Origin of the sequence: Enterococcus sp. ARL09-542 (assembly GCF_005234805.1) — a bacterium.
Taxonomy (GTDB): domain Bacteria; phylum Bacillota; class Bacilli; order Lactobacillales; family Enterococcaceae; genus Enterococcus_D; species Enterococcus_D gallinarum.
The window spans coordinates 1-22,175 of the sequence record NZ_QPQX01000013.1 but is presented as its reverse complement, the minus strand read 5'-3'; the positions used below and the strand labels follow the sequence as shown (position 1 = coordinate 22,175).

Sequence of the window (22,175 nt, the reverse complement as noted above, 5' to 3'; positions counted from 1 at the left end):
AGACCAATTAAAAAAGACTGATTCAAAATCAGTCTTTTGTTTCAAAATAATTCCCCGGCACGACCGAGATCGTTTTCGTCTGAGTATCAACGTCTTCAACAAACAGCAGCGAACTATAATCAGAAATAGCACGTTTTCCTTTGAATTTAGCTTCCGCAAAAACCGTTATGCCAACAAGTTCAGCTTCAAATTCTTCGATCAAGCTCTTCATACCGTTCACAGTGCCGCCGCCTTTCATAAAGTCATCTACGACTAAGACTTTGGAACCGCGTTTTAAGCTACGCTTTGATAATTCCATTTTCTCGATTCGTTCAGATGACCCAGAAACATAGTTCACGCTGACTGTTGACCCTTCCGTAATTTTAGAATCTCGCCGAACGATCACAAAGGGAACATTTAAATAATAAGATACCGCTTGTGCGATTGGCACTCCTTTAGTAGCAACAGTCATGACTGCATCAATTTGTTTATCCAGATACTTCGAAGCAATGATACGGCCTACTTGCCGCAGTAGCTCAGGTTCTCCAAGCAAATCCGAGAGATAAACGTAACCACCAGGCAGCAGTCGATCTTGCTCAGAAAGGCGTTCCGCTAACCCTTCAACATAGGCATAGGCTTCTTCTTTTGAAATCTCAGGCACAAAAAAAACACCGCCAGCTGCACCTGGAATTGTATCGAGAGTTCCCGTACCACGTTCTTTGAAGGTCTTTTTGATAATCGCTAGATCTTCACTGATCGATGATTTAGCAGAAGCATAGCGTTTTGAAAAAAATGACAATGAAATCAATTCATGCGGATGATTCAATAAATAATGTGTCATATCTATCAATCGTTCACTTCGACGAATTTTCACACATGCCCACTCCTTTAATTTATTCGTCTTATTATAAGGCTTTTTGCGTATAAATGCGAGCATTATCTTGAAAATCTAAAGAATTGTTCGCTTTTCATTCAATCAAAGAAAAAAAGAAACGAAAAATTTTCGTTTCTTATCGTTTTAACCGTTGTTTTCGTTGGAAAAGAATGACAATACGCTTGACCACATTGATGACTAAAAACAAACCGATAAATACTAATGTGATCGTAGCGCCTGGAGGTGTATCGAGATAAAAAGAGCTAGTCAATCCCGACAGCATACCGAATAGACCAATCAAGACACTGATCAAAATCACCGCATTAAAACTCTTGCCTAAACGCATACTGATTGCAGCTGGCAATACCATAATCGCAGAAATCAGTAACGCACCAGCGATGGGAATCATCATAGCGATAGCAATCCCTGTCAAAACATTAAAAAGCATCGACATTATCCGCACTGGCAAACGGTCTACATGAGCCGTATCCTCGTCAAAAGTCAGGACATACATCGGACGTTTGAATAGAAAGAAGAGAACGAATACAGCTAAAAATAAAAAGCCTAGAAACCAAACTTGATCCTGAGTAATGGTCACGATGGAACCAAAGAGATAGGATTGGATACTGGTCGCTGAGTTTCCTCCACTCAGATTCATAAGGACCAATGCTAATGCCAAACCGCCTGACATCAAAATCGCAATTGAGATCTCTGAATAACTCCGATAAAGTGTTCGTAAATATTCCAAAATGACCGCGGCGATGATTACGATTAATAAGGTCGTGAGATCTGGATTCAAATTAAGAAAAAAGCCTAATGCTACACCAGCTAATGAAACATGTGAGAGTGTATCGGCCATCAAAGACTGTCTTCGGATCACAAGAAACACACCTAGCATCGGTGCGATTCCGGCAATAAAAATTGCAGCCAAAAAAGCACGCCTCATGAATTCATATGAAAGCAACGCCATGGTGAATCCTCCTTTCGAACCAACCGAATTTGTCGATCCGCATACTCCTTAATATCTTCGTGATCGTGGGTGATCATCAAAATCGATTTCCCATGATCGTGTGCATTGTGACGCAGTAATTCATAAAATAAATTTCGTGATTGCTCATCCATCCCTGTCGTTGGTTCATCCAAAATAAATAAATCTGGATCAGTCGCAAAGATACGTGCTAAACTGATTCGCTGTTTTTGCCCTCCGGACAGTTCGCCAATCCGTTTTTTGCGCATTTCCCACATACCTACTGCATCCAATGCTCGCCGAACATGTTCATGATCCCGCTTTGTCAGCTTCTTAAACCATCGGTCTTTCGGATAACGGCCAGATTGGACCAATTCTAAGACTGTACTTGGAAAGCCTACATTGAACGAGGCAATCTGTTGTGGAATATAGCCTACACTTAGCTTTTGTCCTTCTCTGTTTTTGGTAGCCAGTATTACTTCTCCCTTTGATGGTTTCAACAACCCTAATGTTGCTTTAATCAAGGTAGATTTTGCAGCCCCATTTTCTCCTGTTAGAATGACGAATTCCCCATCTTCAACAAAATAAGAGATATCCTCTAATACAGGCTCATCATCATAATAAAACGTTAGTCCTTTTACATCGATATAACGCACAGATGTGCCTCCTTACTTGATACTTTTTTGTAAAGCTTGCAGATTTTCCTTCATTACTGTGAGATATGTTTCTCCATCACTAATCTGTTTTTCCGTCAAACTTTCTAACGGATTCAATACAGCCAATTCAACCCCAGTCTCATTCGCTAAAGTTTCCGCGACTTTAGAAGAAGCATTTTCTTCAAAATAGATAACTTTGACTTGATGATCCTCAACATATTCTTTTAGCTCTGCTAACCGACTAGGAGTTGGTTCTTGATCTGGAGATAATCCAGCAATCGATTCTTGGACTAGATCATATTGTTTTGCCAAATATCCAAAAGCGGCATGTTGTGTGACAAATGTTCGATTGACCGCATCTTTCAAAGCAGCAGTGTACTCTTGATCCAATGCGTTCAATTGCTCAATATAAGCAGCGGCATTCTTTTTAAATGTAGCTGCTTTCGTTGGAAATTTCTCGCTTAACTGATCTCGAATCGTTTCAACTTCTTTGATTGCCATTACTGGATCTGTCCACACATGCGGATCTAATTCATGGGTATGGGCGTCTGTCCCATGTTCTGCTTCTGCTTCCGTTTCTCCATGATCTTCATTTTCAGCTAAATCAATCTCTTTGGCCGCTTCGATCACAACTGTTTTGTCAGTATCGATCGAATCTGTCATTGTTGGCACCCATGTTTCCAATTCCGGACTATTGTACACAAAAGCATCTGCATCCATAATTTTTGCCATATCTTTCGCACTAGGTTCATAATCATGGGGTTCTGTGCCCGCCGGTATAAGCAAAGATACTTTACCTGTATCTCCAACAACCTCTTTGGTAAACTCATACATTGGATAAAAAGTCGTAATAACCTGCAAATCCTGACTTTCTTCTGCGACTTGTTCTGATCCTTTTCCGCAAGCCCCTAATAAAACAGTACTGGTAAGCAAAAATAGAGCTAGTAATTTTTTCATGATGATTCCTCTTTTCTTATTAAAACGGAACTAATCCGATTTATCAGCAAAAATTACTCTACCAAAGGAAACCTCATTCGTCAAGACAAATCGTATGTTTTCCGATTTAGAGCGTTCCTCTGCCAGTAAATCGGAAAACATGGGAAAATTGATTCATATATCCGCTAAGCAAAAAACAGATGTCACATTTTTTGAATGTGTGCATCTGCTTTTTAATTTGTCCTTTTGTTTCCTACTATTTTAATGTGCGAACTAGATAAACCTCTTCACAAAAACCTTTTAAAGCATTATACACTCGCTGAGCCCGTGAGTATTTCTGGCACAAGGCAAAAACAGTCGGTCCACTTCCAGTCATCAGTGCCACATCCGCACCATATTTCATCATTCGTTCCTTGATTTGTTGTACGACTGGATGCTTAGGAATCGTGATCGATTCCAAACTATTTCCCATTGCAGCAATCATTCGTTGATAATCTTCAGCAAGAATTGCATCAGAAAGTTCTTGAATATCTGGATGATGCAACTGATCTAGATCAACTTCTTGAAAAATTTTACCTGTTGAAACACTTAGTCGGGGCTTGACTAAGACCACCCAGCACTGCGGCATCGGGCGCAACGGCGTGACTTTCTCTCCTTTACCAGAGATGAACGCAGTCGTCCCATAAATGCAATAAGGGACATCAGTACCTACTTCCATTCCTATATCGATCAATTCCGGCATCGTCAGACCTAATTGCCATAAGCGGTCCATCCCCCTTAGCGCTGCTGCACAATCTGTACTGCCACCGCCAAGGCCTGCTGCTACAGGGATATTTTTCGTGATCCGAATCAAGATACCTTTATTGATACCATAGCGTTTTTTGACAATACTGGCTGCTTGATATACATTATTGCGTTTATCGATCGGCAAGAAGGCCTTATTGGTTTCGATAATGATTTTATCTTCTTCTAGCTCTTCCATTATCAGACGGTCGGCTAGATCAACACTGGACATCACCATTTCCAATTCATGGTAACCGTCTGCTCGCTTACCCAAAACATCAAGTCCTAGATTTATCTTAGCAGGCGCTTTTTCAATAATTTCCATCTTATTCACCCAATCATCTGATAGTTAACTAGTTCTATCATAGCAGATTCTTTAGAGATAGTTGAGATATTTCTCCTGTTTTTGATCTTTATCAGCTTTTGGGTTGCTCTTTGAAATCGTTCCTCGTAAAATAAGAGTAACAAATTTGATCAAGAAGGCAGGGGAAATTATGGCAAATCTAATTCCTAGAGATCTACCTGGTGGAGAAGAACTATTAGGCAAATTGATGAACAGTTTCTGGCAAGAACGACAAATGAATACAGATATTAAAGAATATGAAGATCATTATGTAGTCAAAGCTGATCTTCCTGGTATAAAAAAAGAAAATATCCGTGTTAGTTTCGTGAATGATACTCTAACAATTTCTGCTTCCCAAATTGAAGAAAGCGAAGAGAAAGATGATCTTGGTCACTACTTGCGTAAAGAACGATCTAGCAGTGCTTATCAACGTGCATTCACTATACCTGACATTGATGAAGAAGCGATCAAAGCACGGTTCGAAGATGGTGTCCTTTCCTTGAATTTACCAAAGGCAAGTTACAAAGACGCGCCAGGTAAGCATATTCCAATCGAATAATTGAATTATCGCAAAAAGTAAAAAAGACTTCAGAAATATCAGTTTCTGAAGTCTTTTTTGTTGTATTTCTACCTTGCCTTACCAGTTTGACGATAAGCTTGTCGAGTTGTTGCTGTGGGTATTTCTTCTTTTTTGACATAAAGCTTCAAACTATAAGGTTCATGATATTTTACATCATTTTTGACAAAATCTCCGCCAGTAATGAACAACCCAACTGGTTCCAAAGCTTTTTCCCCGTTCCAATAAATACGGCCAATTGTTGTTAAGTCACTATAGCTCGTACCAATTTGCAACGAGTATTCAGAATCTGACCGTTGTTTGACAAAGTAGTAGGGATAAAGGGTATTTTTAGGAATCACAAATCCTTGTGCGATAGCATTCGTTGCTAATTCATCTTTTGAAATGAGTTTCTGTAAATAGTCAGCCAATACCAGTTGATAGTCTTCTTCAAAATCAATAACTGCTTTCTCTGTTGATAAACGATCGATTTGTGTGGTGCTAATTTTTTCTCCTTCAATATTGAATACTTCATCAGGTAAATACTTCACAAAAAGCTGAGTAATATCTACCTTAAGATTTTTATCAAAAAAGTAATAAAAAATATTTAGAACCCAGAAATAGAGCAACACGCAGAATCCTATCCCGTATAAAGCCATCTGTAAATAATTTTGATTGAGATAGAGACCATAAACAATACGCAGAATATAAGCCGTTGGAATCAAACTAAGTAATGTATAGGCCCGATTCAAGTATTTAGGACTAATATCCAGATAACCTAAGAACTTATGAATCCCATTGATCATATCTAATAAAAAAGTCATTTATTCACCTACTCATTTTCTTGATCCTCATTGATGACTGCTTCTTGGTCAGCCGCATTCTGATCCTGACTTGACGGCGTCGTTTCCTCGCTTTGCCCGTTCTCTGAAGAAGGGACATCTGTAGCTGGTGGTGTAGAGCTATCCTCTATCGAAGATGAAGGAACAGTTCGCTGATTATTTGTTGTGGAAGATGTAGTGCCTCCATGATCTTCAGCTGATGTTGAAGGTTCTGTGCTTTCAGACACAGGTTGACTGTCTACCGATTGCGAGTGACTAACATCGCTGGTTTCGGTCGTTTCAGTAATCTCAGTCGAGTGACTAGTTCCATTTGACTGCCGATAGCTACTGGAATTCACAACACCAGTTGCAGTAGCGATGATGGTTGAAATGGTCAAGAGAGCAATTGGTTTCAAAATAGGAGGTACTTTTCGCATAATTTTCCATCCTTGTCTTGATTCTTATCTTTTTTGCACTCATTGAGTACTTACTTTCTTTATAGTTCTTTCCTTGGAAATGGTCAAGACTACGAAGGATTAACGGAACAGATTTAAAAAAAAGTAAAAATGTTTTCGGTTACAAACAAAAACTAGCTTCTGCTAGGCTCTAAATAAGAAATTCGTAAAACTTTTGTACAGAACGAGTTAACGCAGAGTGATAATCCACTATCAGCTCTTTTAATAAGATCGATTCTTGTAGCTCAAATGGCTCAGTCAATTCTAAAGTGATCCGAGTACCGTCGATGAAATAAGCATAGGACAGTTCATCATCAGACAATTCGGCTAGTTGATTGCTCCACTCTTCGAAGAATTTCTCCGCGAGCACATCTCCAACTTCCTCAAGAACAGGTTGGAGAGTCTCTTCTACTTGATAAAAAGGTCGTGACAAAATAGATGCCGTTGTCTTTGAGTGGGTTGTATTTTGAAAATCCAAATAAAGCAAGTCAATGTAGTCTTCTTCTTCACCTGTTTCTTCCAGCCATAGAATGCCTTGCTTGACCAATGAGACACATGTAGATTCTACTTCCTTTGATAATTCTATAGTAGCATCTTTGAACCTCAGATTCTTTTCGACTATTTGCTCTTCACCCATAAATTGCAAGACAGCTTTTTCAAAAACGAGCGGCTCATCTGTAATAAATAATTGAATTGTTGCCATTTTTTTCTCTCTTTCTTTTTTATCTAATTTATTTTTGCTCTAAACAGATTATTTGTCAGCGGTATGAATCTTCGTTAGCATAGAAATTGAAGATGAATAAAAGCTAATTTTTAAGGAGGAGATTTGATGAGTAAAATTGCCACTATCATTACCGATCTAGTTGAAGATATTGAAGTAACCTCACCAAAAGAAGCACTGGAAAATGCTGGACATGAAGTTGTCATTATCAGTAATGAAGGCGTGGACACTGTCACAGGAAAAAAAGGAACCACTTTTGCAGTTGACGCGTCTATTGATACAATCAATTTTTCCGATTTTGATGCTTTGTTGATTCCTGGTGGCTTTTCTCCAGACCAATTACGTACAGATGAACGCTATGTCACTTTGACCAAAGAGTTTCTGACATCTGAAAAACCAGTTTTTGCTATCTGTCATGGACCTCAACTCTTTATTCAAACCGGATTGACAAAAGAATTAACATTGACTGGCTATGATTCCATTCGTCCAGATTTAACATATGCAGGTGCTACTGTCAAAGATGAGCCTGTGGTGATTGACGACACGCATCATTTGATCACTAGTCGTAATCCTGATGATTTGGATGCATTTAATCAAGCCATTACAACAGCACTTGAAGGCAACAAATAAAGCCTAAATTTTAAACGAAGAACTCACAAATAGGGTGTACGAATATCGTACTCCCTATTTTTCTATCCTTTAGCGATTTTACCTGCTGTTTTTGTTCGCAAGTTCTTTTAATTAATATTTCTATTCATCCATAGAAATGTCAAAACCATCAAATGTCTCACCATCATAATATTTAAGTAATTCATCGAGTGATAGCAAAGAAGAAGTCATCTCCTCTTCTTCCGTTTGTTGGTGTTTTTCCCAATAGATCTGATAGGCTTCCGCCAATTGTCGATAGACATCTTTCCGTGAACCACCTTCTGCCTGCAGCATTGGCAATTCTCGAATAAACGCACTATAACAAGGACGACCATCTTGCCAACTGATAGGTAATTCAATCACATGTAGTTGGGCTTCTTCAAACCATCTCTCCATCCCGATCCCTCATTTCTCCCTTTATTATCACGTGAATGATTCAGAAGGTCAAACTTCCTGTCAAAATAGACTAAAAAACACTGGCTACCGATGGCTTATCCATGATTTGGAATAGCAATCGGCAGCCAATGATCATGCAGCTACATAAGCATATTTTTCAATGTTTTGTTTGATCTTCTCAATGATTCTCTGATCCTCTACACCTGTGACTTCTGTGATCACTTGAGAAAGATTAGCTGCTTCCAATAACTCTCTCAATTGTTGACTTTGCTCGTCCTCAGGATCATGATAGTTGAAAATCATACCAATCGTTTCATAGAGATGGAACGGTTGCACATTTCTCATTTGCAATTCAAGGACGGGGCGGATAAATCGTTCTTGTGCGCTTAATTTTCGCAAAGGGGTGCGGGCTACTCGAGCAATAGCATCCGAAATGTAGTTATTTTTGAATCGTTGAATAATTTTTTCAATATACTGTTCATGTTCATCAGGATCAAAATCCCATTTGGCGACTAAAAGTTGACCAGTTTCTTCTAGAACGGATTTCAGCTGAATCACAACTAGATGGTCACGCATGGCTTCATCGATGGTCTCATAGCCTTGTAGAGCTCCTGTATAAGCTACTGTAGCATGACCTGTGTTCACACTAAACAATTTACGCTCGATATAAGGTTTCAGATCTGGTACGTATTGTACGCCTTGTAGACGAAGCACTGATTTCATTGCTGTTTCTTGAACTACCCACTCACAAAATGGTTCTACTTGAACCAACAAAGGATCATCATGTTGTTGCATCGGAACAATGCGATCCACTGCTGCATCTGGAAAACCAACACTATTCTCCAGGTAAGCGAGTTGTTGGCTATACTTTTCTACTTCCTCTTTTAGAAAAGTGGATCCACCGATCATATTTTCGCAAGCGATGACATCAATTGCTTGCTCCTTTTTCTTGATTGCTCGCTGATCCAGCCCTTTTGCAATGAGCGGTGCAATGCGAGGCAATACTGCAGGACCAATGGCAGTGGTTAAAATATCGGCTTCGACAATTGCTTGAACAACCGCATCCGGTTCTTTTGCGTTATTGATTCCTGTCACGTGTTCAATAAAAATCTGTTCGCGGTTCTCATCTGCTAATTCAATTGTATAGGATTTACGTTGCTGAAGCGCAGCAATAATCGTTTCATTTACATCAACAAAGGTTATTTCAAAACCGTTTGCTGCCAAAATCTCTCCGATAAACCCTCGACCAATATTCCCTGCACCAAAATGAACTGCTCTCATCTTTTTCCCCTCCTATGCCACTGTTAGATTAGCGGCGACTTCTTCTTTGCTCAAAGCATCCGCTAATTCGACCACATTATCGATATCGCTACAGAAGAGAGCGATTTGTTGTACCAACTGCAAATGATCTTCACCTATTCCAGCAATGCCAAATAATACCGTAACGATTTTTTCATCCTCATCTGTCCCGAAATTTACGCCTTCAGGCACTTGAACAATGCAGATACCAGATTTTTTGACATATTTTTTTGCTTCATCTGTCCCGTGTGGTATAGCTATGAAATTCCCCATGTAGACAGATAACATTGCATCTCGTTCGATCATAGCGTTGACGTATTCCGGATCAACATATCCGGCCTCAACAAGTTTTTTCCCACAATAACGAATCGCTTCTTCTTTGTTCGCAAACTGTTGATTCAGCTCAATCATTTCTTTTTCTAATAGTTTCATTTTTCTTCCTCCTTAAAGAGCTTCTTTAAGTGTTGTGATTACACGCTGGTAGTTTGACGTTCGCATCAAATTGCTGACAGATAGATGGACTGCATCTGGTGCTAGCGACCGCGCTTGCTTTGTCAGCTCTTCTTTGGTAATTACCAATGATGAAGCATCCGCTTTTAGATTATCGATATGAACCTTTTTAAGTGATAAAGAGAGAGATTCTTTCGCTAATAAGTCTTGAAAAACCTTTCTCGCCATGGTCGCTGAGCCTTCACGATCGTCATGGGCAAGAATAACTTCATGAATGCCCTTTAATTCCTCTAGAGGCAGTGGCTTATAATTTACTGCTTTCGTTTTTTTCTCTTCCTCAACTCCTGAGCCTGACAATGTGGCCACGATCTCATTATATTTAGGAGAATTCAAAAAATTTTCTACAGCAACAAATGTTGCATTTGGTGCTTTTAATTTTGCCCGCTCTTGTAACTCTTTTTGTGTCACAATCAATGTATGCACATCATCTGTCAGATTATTGATTGCTTGATTAGTGACTTGTTGAGCCAAACCAGCATCTTTAACTTTCTTACGCAAAATGGAAGCCCCCATTGCACTTGAACCCATACCAGCATCGCAGGCAAAAATAATCTTCTGAATGCCTGTTAACGATTCTAGAGCCACTCCTTTTGAACGCTGTTTTGCTTGGTGTATTTCCTGTACCTTCTCATCAAAATTATCTACAGTGTCTTTGGCATCGGCTTTTAGAATTGCTGCCGCTACAAGAAACGATATGGTTGCTCCAACAGCAATCCCTGCTAAAACAGAGACGACACTCATCACCGAATTCAACGGTGTCATCGCTAAAATAGCAATAATCGAACCTGGAGAAGCTGGTGCCCTTAAACCTGCACCTAATAATTGAAAAGTGAAACTCCCAGAAACACCTCCTGCAATAACAGCTAAAAACATTAATGGCTTCATCATCACATATGGGAAATAGATTTCATGAATACCACCTATAAAGTGGATAATGATTGCTCCTGGAGCAGATGATTTTGCCGCGCCTTTGCCAAAGAAAGTGAATGCTAATAAAACACCTAATCCAGGCCCTGGGTTTGCCTCTAATAAATATAGAATTGATTTACCAAACTCGCTTACTTGTTCCGTACCTAATGGAGTCAGAATTCCGTGATTGATGGCATTATTCAAAAATAGGATTTTGGCAGGTTCAATAAAAATATTTGCTAATGGAATCAGATGTGCATTGACAATCACTGCAACGCCTGCTGCCATTACTTCTGTCAATGTGTTTACAACAGGTCCAATGACAACAAAGCCTAACAGAGCCAAAGCAAAACCTAGAAGACCCGCAGAAAAATTATTGACTAGCATCTCAAAGCCTGCCCGCACTTTATCTTGAAAAAATTCATCGAACTTCTTAATCGTATATCCGCCTAATGGCCCCATAATCATTGCACCTAAAAGCATTGGGATGTCTGTTCCCACAATGACCCCCATTGTAGCGATTGCCCCAACAACTGCGCCCCGATCTCCAGCAATTACTTTCCCGCCCGTGTATCCAATCAGTATCGGTATTAGATAAGTCAGCATCGGACCGACCATTGAAGCAAAGGATTCATTTGGCAGATAGCCATCTGGAATAAAGAGAGCCGTTAACACGCCCCATGCAATCAATGCGCCAATATTGGGCATTACCATACTCGACAATGTACTACCTAGTTTTTGGACCCTCGACTTTAAAGACGCATTCCTGTCTGCTTGTACTTGTTCCATCTTCATTCTCCTCCCAACTTGTTTTTACACCTTGATTGTAGGCGCTTTCCGAAAGCTTCGAAAGTCGTACTTTGTCACAGGAAACTGTGCCAAAATTTGTCTCTTATCTACAAAAAAAAGCCATGCATAATGCATGACTAATCAATAAATGCCCTTTTCTACTCTTCTAGCGATAGTATTTTTTGGATTTCCTCTATTGTAGCGGCGTCGCTTAATAGTTTTACATTTTGGATATCTGAACAAAAAAAAGCAATTTCTTGCAAGCATGACAACTGCTTTTCTTTGAGAACAACCACAAACAGAATCGTAGTAACCTTTGATTCTTTTGCATCGCCAAAATCGACACCGTCTGGTACTTGAACAAGACAAATCCCTTCTTCATTAATCCATTTGTCTGCCTCTTCTTCTCCGTGAGGCAAGGCTACAAAGTTTCCTATATAAACACCATATTTTTTGTGTCGCTGAATTAAACTGTTTATATACTGAGGTTGAACCATTTTTTGGTCTACTAAGAATGTACCTATCTCATGCAATGCTTCTTCTGCACTTTGGAATCGCTGATCTAACAAAATATGTGTTGCTGGAATATCCACTATTTTCTCCTCCCCATTATTGTTTGATTTCTTCAATCAAAAGCGTAGCAAGCAATTGATAAATGATGGAAAAATTTCCTGAATTAAATATTTCTGTATTGAGATCATTCATAATGATGGAACCGCTAATCCTCCCTAAGATTTTACTGCTTTGCTCATCGATTGGATAAGGAGCGAGCATAACTAACAAGCGAGTTACGTTAATCTCTTGTTTATCCATCGCATAAAGTGATAGTCCTTGTGATAAATCAAAGATTTTGAAAACTGGTTGCAAAATTTCTGTACTTGACGCATGAAAAAGGGCAAAGTGAGTCTTCGGTATTCCAACAGGGGCTTGTAAATAGCGCTTCACTAATTTATTGGCTACTTTTTTTCTGTCTTGCACTAACGCTTTGGAAAAATGTTTCATCACTTCAGATAATGTTTCTTCTAAGTTGGGGCCATTGTCAATCGTTTGAAGAGTAAACAATTCTAATAAGCGGTTAATCTCCTCAATAAATGCTAGAACATCTTCATAGGTATCTTCCCTAGTAGAAACTGGCGTAGGTATTGCATGAGAAAGTCTCTTTTTCTGACTAAGCAGACGAAATTCTTCTTTTAGTTCCTGAATGTCTTCTTCCAATAAAATAGGAGATACTAGCTTATATTTTCCTCGATAACCTGGCAACAAAGATGTGGAAATCACCAAGTCGTAGTTGCCCTCAATTTTATCCTGTTCGATATCCCCCACACGGAAAAAAGTAATTTTATTGATAAATGGAAATTGCTTTCTTAGCTGCATCTCTAACAAACTAATTGAAGCCAGTCCGCTTGGTGATACACCTGCAATATTGACTTCCATCACTTTAGGATTCTTTTCTAATGAGTTTGCGAAGTGCAATACCATATAGGCAATTTCTTCTGTTGAAAACTGCTGTTGTGGGAAAACAAGCGGTAAGCTTAAACGGATTGCTTCTGCAATTTCCTCATATTGTTTCATTATTTTTTCTAAAATTGGATTGTTTAGATGGTTCTCTTCCAAAATCGCTCGGGTCATTACCCCAGAAATATGTGTTAGCAACATTTTATATAAAATTTCATCTTCAAAAAAATCAACCTCAGTGTGCTGGCTAATCAGTTCGATCAACCGTTTTACCTGATATGCCAAAGTTGTATCAAAATTCTCTTCAAAAAAATCGCGGTCAAAAGAATTAGAAAAATCCCCTAATAAAATCGCAAAAAAAACTATTTCATTAACCGAATACAACCGCTTCGTTTGTTCAGCAACTTGAGCAAAAATCTGTTTAGCTACCTTTAGCAAATCTTTGTTGATTTGACTTGGATAACTTTCTTCCTCTACTGAGAATCCTGTTGCTACTCGCTCCATGGCTAAAGCAAGCATAATACCAATAAAAGCCAACTTGCGATCACTTAACTCAGGATATTTAGATTCAACCACTTCTCTTATAAGATCTTGCGCTAAAATCAAGTACTGTTTTTCAATAAACTCAAATAAAAAATGCGCCGTTTGTTCTGCTTCAGGAAAATGAAAAAACTGGTATTCATTTATTTCCATCATCAACGTATTCGCTGCTACTAAACGTCGATGTTTTTCTGGTCCTTTGAGCTCATATCCTTGATTACGGACAATTGTCAACGGAAGGCGCGCCAAACTTTCTTCTAATTGTTTAATATCAGAAAAAAAAGTAGTATTACTGATTTGATAGAGCTCTAAAAAACGATGGCTACTAATCGGCTTAGCAGTAGTTGCTAATTGCAGCAAAATCCTATGTTGTCGCTCTATTGACGCAAACTCTTGGGATGGATCAGACATAATTGCTTCTTGCAGCTGAGTGATACTATTCCCGACAATGACTCGAAAATGTCCACGACCTTCTTTTTCTAAGGATGCCCCTACAGTACGCAACGAATTCTCTAAATTGGCTAATTCGCGGTAGACAGTCCGCTTACTTACTTTCAAAAGCTGCATCATTCGGTCCATAGAAACAGGACCGTTACTGTTCATTAGCTCAGTCAACAAAATAGTTTCACGCTTAGTCAAGAACATAGGCGACTCCTTCTGTCATCAATTGACGATATTTGGAAGTTGTCACTAAATCATCGACAACTAAGTGGGTGACATTTGTTAATGCAGCCATTTGCTGAAAATCTTTTTGAACGATATATAATGCCTCTGGATTAAACTGGGTTGTCTCAATATCTTCTTTCTTTACCTCAATAGGTATGGCTAATTCATTGGCAATTTTACGAACGATTGCAACAGCCATCGTTTGAGCGCCTCTTTTCTTGCCTTCATACAAAAAAATCAATGTTGGGATTTTTTCCCCAACTTTAAAAGAAACATTTGCTACCGTTTCTTGCTCTTGCTTTAAAAGTTTAACTAGTGTTTCATACTCTGATTCCGCTAAAAAGTTACTCAAGAAGTAATGTTGTGCTTGAGGTGTCTTTGTTTGAGCTAAAGCACCAAGCCCTGATTGGGTAATAACTAAAAGATCTTCTCCATCCTTCAACTGATAAATTGAATTATAATCGACAGGTATGGAAATGGCTGCTTCTTCTAAATGTTTAGTTAATAAACTTGCCCCAATTGCGCTAGATCCCATCCCCGCGTCGCATGCAACGATAATTCTCTTTACTTTATCCATACATATTGTTCCTTCCGTACTTTTTTCATTCACTGAGTGATAGGTCAAAACAAAATAGGCAACAAAAAAAGAAACAAGCGTGCTTACCAATACTCCAGCTAATACGCCTGACCACATGTGATTTGGCGTATTTGTTAAGATAGCCAAAATAGAACCTGGTGAAGCCGGTGATCGTAAGCCAACTTTACTCAATTGAAAAATAAATGTACCAGTAGCTCCACCTAAAATCGGTGCGATAATCAATAATGGGTTCATTAAAATAAATGGGAAATAAACTTCATGAATACCTCCTATTGCTTGCACAAATGCAGCAGCAGTCGCCCCATTTCTTGCTTTTTTAGAACCATACCTCATACATGCAAACAAGACGCCTAAACCAGGACCAGGATTGGCTTCAAGCAGAAATAAAATCGACGTTCCATGAATACTGGCGCCTTCAACACCCAACGGCGTAAATAGACCATGATTGATAATATTATTAAAAAAAAGAACCTTTAGTGGCTCCAGAAAAAGATGAATAGCAGGAAATAAATTCTGCTTGAGAAAAAAATCAACTAAATGATAACTTTGTTGACTAAGCTGATCGAGCAAAGGGCCAAATACAAAAAAGTTACATAAAAATAGAAGACCTCCAATTAAGCCTGCAGAAAAATTACGAAAGAGCATCTCATAGCCAGTCTTTACTTTTCGAGAAAAGATATGATCAAAGAATCGAAGCATACCACCCGTTAGCGGACCGATAATCATTGCTCCAAAAACTTGTGGAAATTGAGAGGTTAAAATCATCCCTAAAATTGCAATTGCTCCTGAAACTCCACCTCTTATTGGTTCAACCATTTTTCCGCCAGTGTAAGCAAGCAATATTGGTAAGAGAAAATGTAAAATAGCTTCTTCTGACTTGATCAAACCCCCCTGATCCGCATGTAGTACGGGTACGGCAAACGCAATGACTGCCCATGCAATAAAAATACTTACATTTGGCATCATCATATCAGAAAAATAATGAGTATAGAGTTTTAAAAATTGAATTGTTTGTCCTCTGTCTTTTATTCCCTTCATCCTCCTCACCTACCTAACACTAGTATAATTTGGTTTTCTCTAAAAAGGAATAACCATAGATTATGCTTCCTCCTTTTGAATGTACCAAAAAAGCTGACGAAAAACGTCAGCTCAAGTTATTGCCTTATTTTTACCATTTTTTATTTAATTAACACGCACAGCAAAACTTGGTGCGTAATAAGAGTAGCTGCTAACTGAAACGCTTTGTCCAGTGGTAGGTGCATGAATGTATTGTCCCCCACCAAGTGCAATAGCCACGTGGTGCGTACTTCCGCGCGATCCCCAAAATAATAGGTCACCAGCTTTTGCTTCATTGATTGAGATAACCGTGCCAGAATACTCTTGATCATAGGTCACACGAGGTAATGAAATTCCTACTTTTGCAAACACATATTGAGTAAAACCAGAACAATCGAATCCGTTCGGTGTCGTTCCGCCCCAGACATATGGTGTACCAAGATATTTCATTGCTTCTGAAACAATTGCTGACCCGTTTACAGATTGTGAAGGAACGTTTGTATTGTTTTCTGGTTTATTTTCAGGCTTATTTACAATTGTTTCTTGTTTTGGTGTATCATTTTCTACTGAGTCACTTGTTCCGGTACTGTTAGTACTGGAAGATTCATTTGTTGAGCTTGATTCATTTGAGCTTGACTCATTCGACGAAGTTGATTCGCCTGTTTTTGTTGTACTACTTGTGCTTGATTCGGCTTGCGCAGCTTCTTCACGTTCTCGAGCTGCTTTTGCCGCTTCTTTTGCGGCAGCAATTCGTGCCTGTTCAGCCTGATAGCTTTCCTTTTGTTTTTCTAGGTCGGCTTTTTCATCTTCTTTAGATGATTGTTGCAAAGCAAGATCTGCTTGCAAAACATTCAAGTCTGCTTGCTTCGATTGAAGTGCTCCTACTTGTTTCTCAAGTTCAAGTTGATTTGCTTCAATTTCTTTTAGTTTTTTATCATTTTCATTTTTTTTCGTTTTAACCGTTTCTTGATCCGCTTTTTGTTGTTGAACCAATTCGTTATTAGCACTAACAATCGTCGTCATAGCTTGAACGCGACCGATAGCATCCGTTAAAGAATCTGCTTCAAGAACGGCATCGATAAAATTGGTGCTTTGTCCATTCACTTGGACATCTCTTGCTTGTTCTTGAATCGCTTTTTCCCGTTTTTCAATACGAACATTCAAGTCGTCGATTTCTTTTTGTAATTTTTCTGAATCAGCATGTAAAGTAGATTGTTGCGTCAATAATGCTTCAGCTTTTTCATTGATAGCTGCAACATCATTTTCCAATGCTTTGATTTGTGCTTGAGCATCAGCTTGTTGATTTTTTAGGTTACTGATTTCTTGATCTTTTTGTTCGATTTTGCTATCAAAGTCGTCTGCCGCGACAAGTGTTGGTGCTACAACTGAAGTAAGCGCAATGGAACTCACTAATATTACTGATAGAATACGTTTTTTCACCCTTCATTCCTCCGCCTGACTTTTCATTGAAAGTTTAAGTTAATTTTAAAATATATAAGAATATCTAAAGTCTTTTTACGATAAAGCGATTGTAACATAGATACATGTCAAGCAGATAAAAAGAATGTTACAAACAGATTTCAAATAATCTACCAGATTCGATACAAAACATAACAAAAAAATGAAGCTATTCTTCTTTGAATAGCTTCATGAATGGAATAACTAAAATAACAAATAAAATAATATTTAATAGCAGTGTCGGTGCTAAGAAACGAGAGACAAAAAATGAAGTATTGACTGTTGCTATTTTAAATAACAACTGTATCCCCAAAGTTACCATTTCAAGACCCGTAACGAAAATAATCATTCCAAAAAACATGGTGAATATGTTTTGGTATAGCGTTTTATTTAAAATATACATGATCCACACAATCATCGGGAATGCGACAGCATAAATACCAATTATGCCAATATAGTAAAGATCATACAAGCATCCAATGATCAATGCGGTTATAATCAAGTAGTTTTTAGGCAAATATCTGGCACTACATAGGAAGGCAATCAATAGTAAATGTGCACTCGCTATATAATTATCTTGCGTCCAGCGCTCAAGTAAACGGGTTAATTGTCCATCTAACAACATCATCAAGAAAAAAAATGCTCCGGCAAAGTACTTTAAATACGTATTTTTTTTCATGCCTATTTGTCACCCGCCAAACGTTTGATAATAGTAACTGCTTGAATATCATACATTTGTGCATAAGGTTTTACATATACTTTTGTATCTAATCCAAATTCATCTTTGGTGGTACTAACAACTGTCCCAACAGCAAGGTCGGCTGGAGAATTCCCTCCTAATCCCGAGGTTTGTACAACATCGCCTTCTTTCAATTGTGTACTTCCAGTCAATTGACTGATAACCAAGGACTTCTCTTTTTGATCATAACTACTTAGAATTCCAAAAGTTTCGCCGTCTTTCCCGCTGATTCGAACAGGAAAATGATTTGAATTTTGATTTTCAGAAGTCAACAATTCGATTTTTGAAGATGCTGCATTCACTTCAATCACACGCCCAATCAAACCTTTTTGGGACATAACCGCCATATTTACTTCGACACCATCTTTCGTGCCACGATCCACAACAAGCATGTCTTGCCATGTATCTGGTGAACGATTAATAACATTGGCAGTAATTTTTTCATAGTTAGTCAATGTTTCGTTTAACTCAAGCTCTTCTTTCAATGATTCGATTTCTCGCTTGTAATTTTCATTTGATCGAGCAATCTCATCATAACTATCGATTTTCTCTTTTAAACGTTCGTTTTCTTCATACGTGACAAAAAGTTTCTTTACAGAGTTTGCACCGGTTTCGATCCACCGTACTGGAGCTGTAATCACCTTGTCCACGATACCAATCGTGTCGTTGACTGCCGATTGCACAAAACTGGATGAATTCCCAACTGCTCTTCTAGCAATCGTCACACTCAACACAGAAACAACTAAAATCACAATAATTAACGTGATTATGATATTTTTATTAGGATTAAACTTTTTCACAAAGACACCTCAATGAGTTCCAAACTGATAGCCTTAATTTTACCACTAAAACGATGTAAACAAAAGTTAAGTTGTACGTCTTAATGCTTTTTTTGTAATTAGCTTTCTGAAATTTTCAAAAATAAAAAAAGAGACTTGACTGTCTCTTAATCTTTGCTTTGAATAACAGCAATAATTCCCGTTTCAAATATAAAGGATGCTTCATCCGTTATGAATTCATTACTAGCAAATGATGTAGGATGTTCAACCTTCACATTTTCCAATAGGTATTTGCTTTCCATTAATGAAAGATTGTCAATGGGAGTCAGACAACAATATGCCAGATATTTCATGCCCTTTTCTTTACGTATGGAATACTTCCCTGGCAAAAAGAACCGAATGACATTTTGCTTATCTAATAGACTAATATTATGAGCGAAAGGCTGAAACCGTTTCTCCAGTACAATCCATAAATTTGCTAAAAAATGATCGATTCTTCCACCAGTTGCACCGATAATATCAATCTTTGCATTGGGAAAATGCTCAATAGCCATCAATAATGCGAGTTGCGTATCCGTATCGTCTTTTTCTGCCGGAGCTTGAAAAAAATTTTTTGCATTCTGTCGCACTCGTTCTCTTTCTTCAGAAGAAAGAGAGTCAAAATCACCAATCGCAAAATCTAAAGGCAAATCCTCCTCAAGCAGATAAAATGATCCCCGATCAATACCAATGTATTTATCATACTTCTTTAGAGACGGCCAAGTTTGCTTTTTGCCACCTGCAACTAGAAGAATATTCATTTATTACAACACTTCTTTCAATGCTTTGATTTGATCAGCAGGACTGTCCGCGTCATAGATGTAGCTACCAGCAACAAACACATTGGCACCAGCTTCTAAACAGATCCGAGCTGTTTTTGGAACGATTCCACCATCTACTTCGATATCATAGTGATACCCATTTTTCTCTTTCAATTGTGCTAGTTCCTTGATTTTAGCAACTGTTTCTTCGATAAAAGATTGTCCACCGAATCCAGGGTTCACAGTCATTACCAATACTTGATCACACATGGATAGTACATGTTGAATAGCGGCTACTGGCGTACCAGGGTTGATAACAATTTCCGCCTTTACATTTTCATTTAAAATCATTTGAATTGCGCGATGAATGTGGGGAGTAGCTTCGGCATGAACTCCAATTATATCGGCACCAGCTTCGGCAAACGCATGAATATAATTTTCTGGTTGAGTAATCATCAAATGAACATCCAGTGGCAACTTAGTTATCGGACGAATAGCTTTGACAACATTTGGTCCTAAAGTAATATTAGGAACAAATTGGCCATCCATTACATCTATATGGATGTAATCCGCGCCGTTTTTTTCTACAAGTTCAATGTCCCGTTGCAGATTCGCAAAATCCGCACTTAAAATTGATGGTGCTAGTTTAATCATATTCGTTTCCCTCACTTATTTTTCTTTTTATAAATTGGACGACGATTTTCAATCTCCTCTAAAAATTGAACATAGTTTTTATACCGGGTAAGTGCAACTGTTTGCTGTTCAACTGCTTCTTTTACAGCACAATTTGGCTCATTTAAATGCATACACTCACGAAAACGACATTGGTGTGCCAATGCTAAAAATTCTGGAAACTGTTTGGGCAATTGTCCACTATCGATTTCCAAAAAATCGATTGAGCTGAATCCAGGGGTATCAGCCACTAACCCATCATATAATGTCAATAATTCTACATGTCGCGTTGTATGTTTCCCTCGACCTAATGACTCAGAAATTTCGGCCGTTTCCAAATCTAGCTCTGGGACTATTCGGTTAAGCAATGTGGATTTTCCTGCGCCAGATTGTCCCATAAAAACTGTCAGTCGTTCCGGGAAAATTCTTTGTAACTCCAGAAGATCGCTATTATCTGCTTTTGAAACAATGACTTGGTAACCAATTTGTTGGTACAAAGCGGCAATTTTTTGAACCTCACTTTGATCACTCACTAAGTCTGTTTTACTCAAAAAGATAATTGGTTCAATCTCTTTATACTCCAGTGTAACTAAAAACCGATCTAATAGATTAAATGAGAAATTAGGCTGGATCAAACTTGTCACCACTACACCTTGATCCACATTGGCCACTGGTGGACGTATCAATTCATTTTTTCTCGGCAGTATCTCTAACAAGTATCCATCAGTTGGATTACTACTTTCAAAAATAACTTCATCCCCAACAAGCGGCGTGATTTTTCTGTTTCTGAAGTTTCCTCTTGCTCGAGTTTGAAAGATAGTATCTTCAGACTCTACATAATAGAATCCACTAAGAGCTTTGATTATTTGTCCTTTCAAAAATTCTCCTCCTCATTTCTTTTTATTGTAACATATTTATAACTCATGAATAAATTTCTCACCAATAAAAAAAGCCTGAAGAAGACTCTTCAGACAAAAAATCGGGAAGACAGGATTCGAACCTGCGACCCCTTGGTCCCAAACCAAGTGCTCTACCAAGCTGAGCTACTTCCCGATAATAGATATTAAAAAAATAAAAAGACTACGCGCCCAAGAGGAGTCGAACCCCTAACCTTTTGATCCGTAGTCAAACACTCTATCCAATTGAGCTATGGGCGCATATTAAGAAATGCCGAGGACCGGAATCGAACCGGTACGGTGATCACTCACCGCAGGATTTTAAGTCCTGTGCGTCTGCCAGTTCCGCCACCCCGGCTGATTGCGATGGCAAAAGCGGAAAACGGGGTTCGAACCCGCGACCCCCACCTTGGCAAGGTGGTGCTCTACCACTGAGCTATTTCCGCGTATTCCTGATGCCGGCTAAAGGACTTGAACCCTCGACCCTCTGATTACAAATCAGATGCTCTACCAACTGAGCTAAGCCGGCAATGAAGTGCGGGTGAAGGGACTTGAACCCCCACGCCCGAAGGCGCTAGATCCTAAATCTAGTGCGTCTGCCAATTCCGCCACACCCGCATAGGTTATTACTATGAGCCGTACAGGGCTCGAACCTGTGACCCTCTGATTAAAAGTCAGATGCTCTACCAACTGAGCTAACGGCTCATATGGGGGTTAACGGGTTCGAACCGCTGACCCTCTGCTTGTAAGGCAGATGCTCTCCCAGCTGAGCTAAACCCCCATAATTTAAAAAAAACGCGTGGCGACGTCCTACTCTCACAAAGGGAAACCCTTCACTACAATCGGCGCTAAGAAGCTTAACTTCTGTGTTCGG

At 38.8% G+C, this 22,175-nt stretch carries 23 protein-coding genes, 8 tRNA genes and 1 rRNA gene; 2 read left to right on the top strand and 30 right to left on the bottom strand.

The window, feature by feature from the left end; all coding sequences use genetic code 11:
* Nucleotides 1–28: 28 nt before the first annotated feature.
* From purR to ispE, 5 genes are all read right to left on the bottom strand, one after another.
* A complete protein-coding gene (gene purR / locus DVW06_RS13025; protein ID WP_003128831.1) occupies nt 29–853 on the bottom strand; it encodes a pur operon repressor in 825 nt (274 codons plus the stop codon).
* 136 nt (nt 854–989) lie between these two features.
* Complete coding sequence (locus DVW06_RS13020; RefSeq protein ID WP_003128830.1) at nt 990–1,823, bottom strand: metal ABC transporter permease; 834 nt, start codon at nt 1,821–1,823, stop codon at nt 990–992.
* A complete protein-coding gene (locus DVW06_RS13015; protein WP_003128829.1) occupies nt 1,796–2,476 on the bottom strand; it encodes a metal ABC transporter ATP-binding protein in 681 nt (226 codons plus the stop codon). The genes DVW06_RS13020 and DVW06_RS13015 overlap by 28 nt, the downstream gene beginning before the upstream one ends.
* A gap of 12 nt (nt 2,477–2,488) precedes the next feature.
* Nucleotides 2,489–3,433, bottom strand: coding sequence for a metal ABC transporter substrate-binding protein (locus tag DVW06_RS13010; protein WP_003128828.1), 945 nt, complete (start codon nt 3,431–3,433; stop codon nt 2,489–2,491).
* Between the two features lie 235 nt (nt 3,434–3,668).
* Entirely contained in the window at nt 3,669–4,520 is an 852-nt protein-coding gene (gene ispE / locus DVW06_RS13005; protein WP_003128827.1) for a 4-(cytidine 5'-diphospho)-2-C-methyl-D-erythritol kinase, read from the bottom strand.
* A gap of 169 nt (nt 4,521–4,689) precedes the next feature.
* Between ispE and DVW06_RS13000 the strand changes: the two genes are divergently transcribed.
* Complete coding sequence (locus DVW06_RS13000; RefSeq protein WP_005469744.1) at nt 4,690–5,097, top strand: Hsp20/alpha crystallin family protein; 408 nt, start codon at nt 4,690–4,692, stop codon at nt 5,095–5,097.
* A 68-nt stretch (nt 5,098–5,165) separates the two neighbouring features.
* Here DVW06_RS13000 and DVW06_RS12995 read toward each other — a convergent pair whose 3' ends face one another.
* The 3 genes from DVW06_RS12995 to DVW06_RS12985 form a co-directional block, all read right to left on the bottom strand.
* Entirely contained in the window at nt 5,166–5,918 is a 753-nt protein-coding gene (locus tag DVW06_RS12995; RefSeq protein ID WP_005469742.1) for a DUF6681 family protein, read from the bottom strand.
* Nucleotides 5,919–5,926: 8 nt separating this feature from the next.
* Nucleotides 5,927–6,352, bottom strand: coding sequence for a hypothetical protein (locus DVW06_RS12990; protein WP_003128822.1), 426 nt, complete (start codon nt 6,350–6,352; stop codon nt 5,927–5,929).
* A gap of 169 nt (nt 6,353–6,521) precedes the next feature.
* A complete protein-coding gene (locus DVW06_RS12985; protein WP_137264735.1) occupies nt 6,522–7,073 on the bottom strand; it encodes a hypothetical protein in 552 nt (183 codons plus the stop codon).
* Nucleotides 7,074–7,199: 126 nt separating this feature from the next.
* On the opposite strand from DVW06_RS12985, the gene DVW06_RS12980 reads away from it, so the two are divergent.
* Nucleotides 7,200–7,721 carry a type 1 glutamine amidotransferase domain-containing protein gene (locus tag DVW06_RS12980; RefSeq protein WP_029487366.1) on the top strand — a complete coding sequence of 174 codons (522 nt, stop codon included), beginning with the start codon at nt 7,200–7,202 and terminating at the stop codon, nt 7,719–7,721.
* Nucleotides 7,722–7,841: 120 nt separating this feature from the next.
* Here DVW06_RS12980 and DVW06_RS12975 read toward each other — a convergent pair whose 3' ends face one another.
* From DVW06_RS12975 to rrf, 22 genes are all read right to left on the bottom strand, one after another.
* Nucleotides 7,842–8,135, bottom strand: coding sequence for a hypothetical protein (locus tag DVW06_RS12975; RefSeq protein ID WP_005469722.1), 294 nt, complete (start codon nt 8,133–8,135; stop codon nt 7,842–7,844).
* Between the two features lie 132 nt (nt 8,136–8,267).
* Nucleotides 8,268–9,416: a mannitol-1-phosphate 5-dehydrogenase gene (locus tag DVW06_RS12970; protein ID WP_003128816.1), complete on the bottom strand. Its 1,149-nt coding sequence runs from the start codon at nt 9,414–9,416 to the stop codon at nt 8,268–8,270.
* A 12-nt stretch (nt 9,417–9,428) separates the two neighbouring features.
* Nucleotides 9,429–9,866: a PTS sugar transporter subunit IIA gene (locus DVW06_RS12965; protein WP_003128815.1), complete on the bottom strand. Its 438-nt coding sequence runs from the start codon at nt 9,864–9,866 to the stop codon at nt 9,429–9,431.
* Between the two features lie 12 nt (nt 9,867–9,878).
* Nucleotides 9,879–11,642 (bottom strand): PTS mannitol transporter subunit IICBA, encoded by a 1,764-nt coding sequence (locus DVW06_RS12960; protein ID WP_117474764.1) that lies wholly within the window; start codon nt 11,640–11,642, stop codon nt 9,879–9,881.
* Nucleotides 11,643–11,800: 158 nt separating this feature from the next.
* Entirely contained in the window at nt 11,801–12,238 is a 438-nt protein-coding gene (locus DVW06_RS12955; RefSeq protein WP_029487365.1) for a PTS sugar transporter subunit IIA, read from the bottom strand.
* 13 nt (nt 12,239–12,251) lie between these two features.
* A complete protein-coding gene (locus tag DVW06_RS12950) occupies nt 12,252–14,282 on the bottom strand; it encodes a BglG family transcription antiterminator (protein ID WP_005469717.1) in 2,031 nt (676 codons plus the stop codon).
* Nucleotides 14,269–15,939: a PTS transporter subunit EIIC gene (locus DVW06_RS12945; protein ID WP_041120311.1), complete on the bottom strand. Its 1,671-nt coding sequence runs from the start codon at nt 15,937–15,939 to the stop codon at nt 14,269–14,271. The genes DVW06_RS12950 and DVW06_RS12945 overlap by 14 nt, the downstream gene beginning before the upstream one ends.
* Nucleotides 15,940–16,083: 144 nt before the next feature.
* Nucleotides 16,084–17,397, bottom strand: a complete 1,314-nt coding sequence (locus DVW06_RS12940; protein ID WP_081131188.1) for a C40 family peptidase — start codon at nt 17,395–17,397, stop codon at nt 16,084–16,086.
* A 187-nt stretch (nt 17,398–17,584) separates the two neighbouring features.
* Nucleotides 17,585–18,094, bottom strand: coding sequence for a rod shape-determining protein MreD (gene mreD, locus DVW06_RS12935; protein ID WP_021150867.1), 510 nt, complete (start codon nt 18,092–18,094; stop codon nt 17,585–17,587).
* Nucleotides 18,095–18,096: 2 nt separating this feature from the next.
* Nucleotides 18,097–18,954 (bottom strand): rod shape-determining protein MreC, encoded by an 858-nt coding sequence (gene mreC, locus DVW06_RS12930; protein ID WP_005469711.1) that lies wholly within the window; start codon nt 18,952–18,954, stop codon nt 18,097–18,099.
* A 146-nt stretch (nt 18,955–19,100) separates the two neighbouring features.
* A complete protein-coding gene (locus DVW06_RS12925; RefSeq protein ID WP_003128805.1) occupies nt 19,101–19,733 on the bottom strand; it encodes a thiamine diphosphokinase in 633 nt (210 codons plus the stop codon).
* A gap of 3 nt (nt 19,734–19,736) precedes the next feature.
* Complete coding sequence (gene rpe / locus DVW06_RS12920; protein ID WP_034707063.1) at nt 19,737–20,384, bottom strand: ribulose-phosphate 3-epimerase; 648 nt, start codon at nt 20,382–20,384, stop codon at nt 19,737–19,739.
* Between the two features lie 14 nt (nt 20,385–20,398).
* A complete protein-coding gene (rsgA, locus tag DVW06_RS12915; RefSeq protein ID WP_003128803.1) occupies nt 20,399–21,283 on the bottom strand; it encodes a ribosome small subunit-dependent GTPase A in 885 nt (294 codons plus the stop codon).
* Nucleotides 21,284–21,384: 101 nt separating this feature from the next.
* Nucleotides 21,385–21,458 (bottom strand) — tRNA-Pro (locus tag DVW06_RS12910).
* Nucleotides 21,459–21,488: 30 nt separating this feature from the next.
* A tRNA-Arg gene (locus tag DVW06_RS12905) sits at nt 21,489–21,562 on the bottom strand.
* A gap of 11 nt (nt 21,563–21,573) precedes the next feature.
* A tRNA-Leu gene (locus DVW06_RS12900) sits at nt 21,574–21,659 on the bottom strand.
* A 16-nt stretch (nt 21,660–21,675) separates the two neighbouring features.
* Nucleotides 21,676–21,747 (bottom strand) — tRNA-Gly (locus tag DVW06_RS12895).
* Between the two features lie 10 nt (nt 21,748–21,757).
* A tRNA-Thr gene (locus DVW06_RS12890) sits at nt 21,758–21,830 on the bottom strand.
* Nucleotides 21,831–21,837: 7 nt separating this feature from the next.
* Nucleotides 21,838–21,919: transfer RNA gene (locus DVW06_RS12885), tRNA-Leu, on the bottom strand.
* 14 nt (nt 21,920–21,933) lie between these two features.
* Nucleotides 21,934–22,006: transfer RNA gene (locus tag DVW06_RS12880), tRNA-Lys, on the bottom strand.
* A gap of 3 nt (nt 22,007–22,009) precedes the next feature.
* A tRNA-Val gene (locus tag DVW06_RS12875) sits at nt 22,010–22,082 on the bottom strand.
* A 16-nt stretch (nt 22,083–22,098) separates the two neighbouring features.
* A 5S ribosomal RNA gene (rrf, locus tag DVW06_RS17845) occupies nt 22,099–22,175 on the bottom strand; the annotation flags it as partial.

What these genes read in the sequence shown, in the direction of transcription:
- DVW06_RS13020 (WP_003128830.1), bottom strand. Translation starts at nt 1,823, where the DNA reads ATGGCGTTGCTTTCATATGAATTCATGAGGCGTGCTTTTTTGGCTGCA.
- DVW06_RS12980 (WP_029487366.1), top strand. Translation starts at nt 7,200, where the DNA reads ATGAGTAAAATTGCCACTATCATTACCGATCTAGTTGAAGATATTGAA.
- mreD (WP_021150867.1), bottom strand. Translation starts at nt 18,094, where the DNA reads ATGAAAAAAAATACGTATTTAAAGTACTTTGCCGGAGCATTTTTTTTC.
- DVW06_RS12950 (WP_005469717.1), bottom strand. Translation starts at nt 14,282, where the DNA reads ATGTTCTTGACTAAGCGTGAAACTATTTTGTTGACTGAGCTAATGAAC.
- DVW06_RS13000 (WP_005469744.1), top strand. Translation starts at nt 4,690, where the DNA reads ATGGCAAATCTAATTCCTAGAGATCTACCTGGTGGAGAAGAACTATTA.
- DVW06_RS12985 (WP_137264735.1), bottom strand. Translation starts at nt 7,073, where the DNA reads ATGGCAACAATTCAATTATTTATTACAGATGAGCCGCTCGTTTTTGAA.
- DVW06_RS12975 (WP_005469722.1), bottom strand. Translation starts at nt 8,135, where the DNA reads ATGGAGAGATGGTTTGAAGAAGCCCAACTACATGTGATTGAATTACCT.
- DVW06_RS12970 (WP_003128816.1), bottom strand. Translation starts at nt 9,416, where the DNA reads ATGAGAGCAGTTCATTTTGGTGCAGGGAATATTGGTCGAGGGTTTATC.
- DVW06_RS12945 (WP_041120311.1), bottom strand. Translation starts at nt 15,939, where the DNA reads ATGAAGGGAATAAAAGACAGAGGACAAACAATTCAATTTTTAAAACTC.
- ispE (WP_003128827.1), bottom strand. Translation starts at nt 4,520, where the DNA reads ATGGAAATTATTGAAAAAGCGCCTGCTAAGATAAATCTAGGACTTGAT.
- DVW06_RS12925 (WP_003128805.1), bottom strand. Translation starts at nt 19,733, where the DNA reads ATGAATATTCTTCTAGTTGCAGGTGGCAAAAAGCAAACTTGGCCGTCT.
- DVW06_RS12965 (WP_003128815.1), bottom strand. Translation starts at nt 9,866, where the DNA reads ATGAAACTATTAGAAAAAGAAATGATTGAGCTGAATCAACAGTTTGCG.
- DVW06_RS12995 (WP_005469742.1), bottom strand. Translation starts at nt 5,918, where the DNA reads ATGACTTTTTTATTAGATATGATCAATGGGATTCATAAGTTCTTAGGT.
- DVW06_RS12990 (WP_003128822.1), bottom strand. Translation starts at nt 6,352, where the DNA reads ATGCGAAAAGTACCTCCTATTTTGAAACCAATTGCTCTCTTGACCATT.
- DVW06_RS13010 (WP_003128828.1), bottom strand. Translation starts at nt 3,433, where the DNA reads ATGAAAAAATTACTAGCTCTATTTTTGCTTACCAGTACTGTTTTATTA.
- DVW06_RS12960 (WP_117474764.1), bottom strand. Translation starts at nt 11,642, where the DNA reads ATGGAACAAGTACAAGCAGACAGGAATGCGTCTTTAAAGTCGAGGGTC.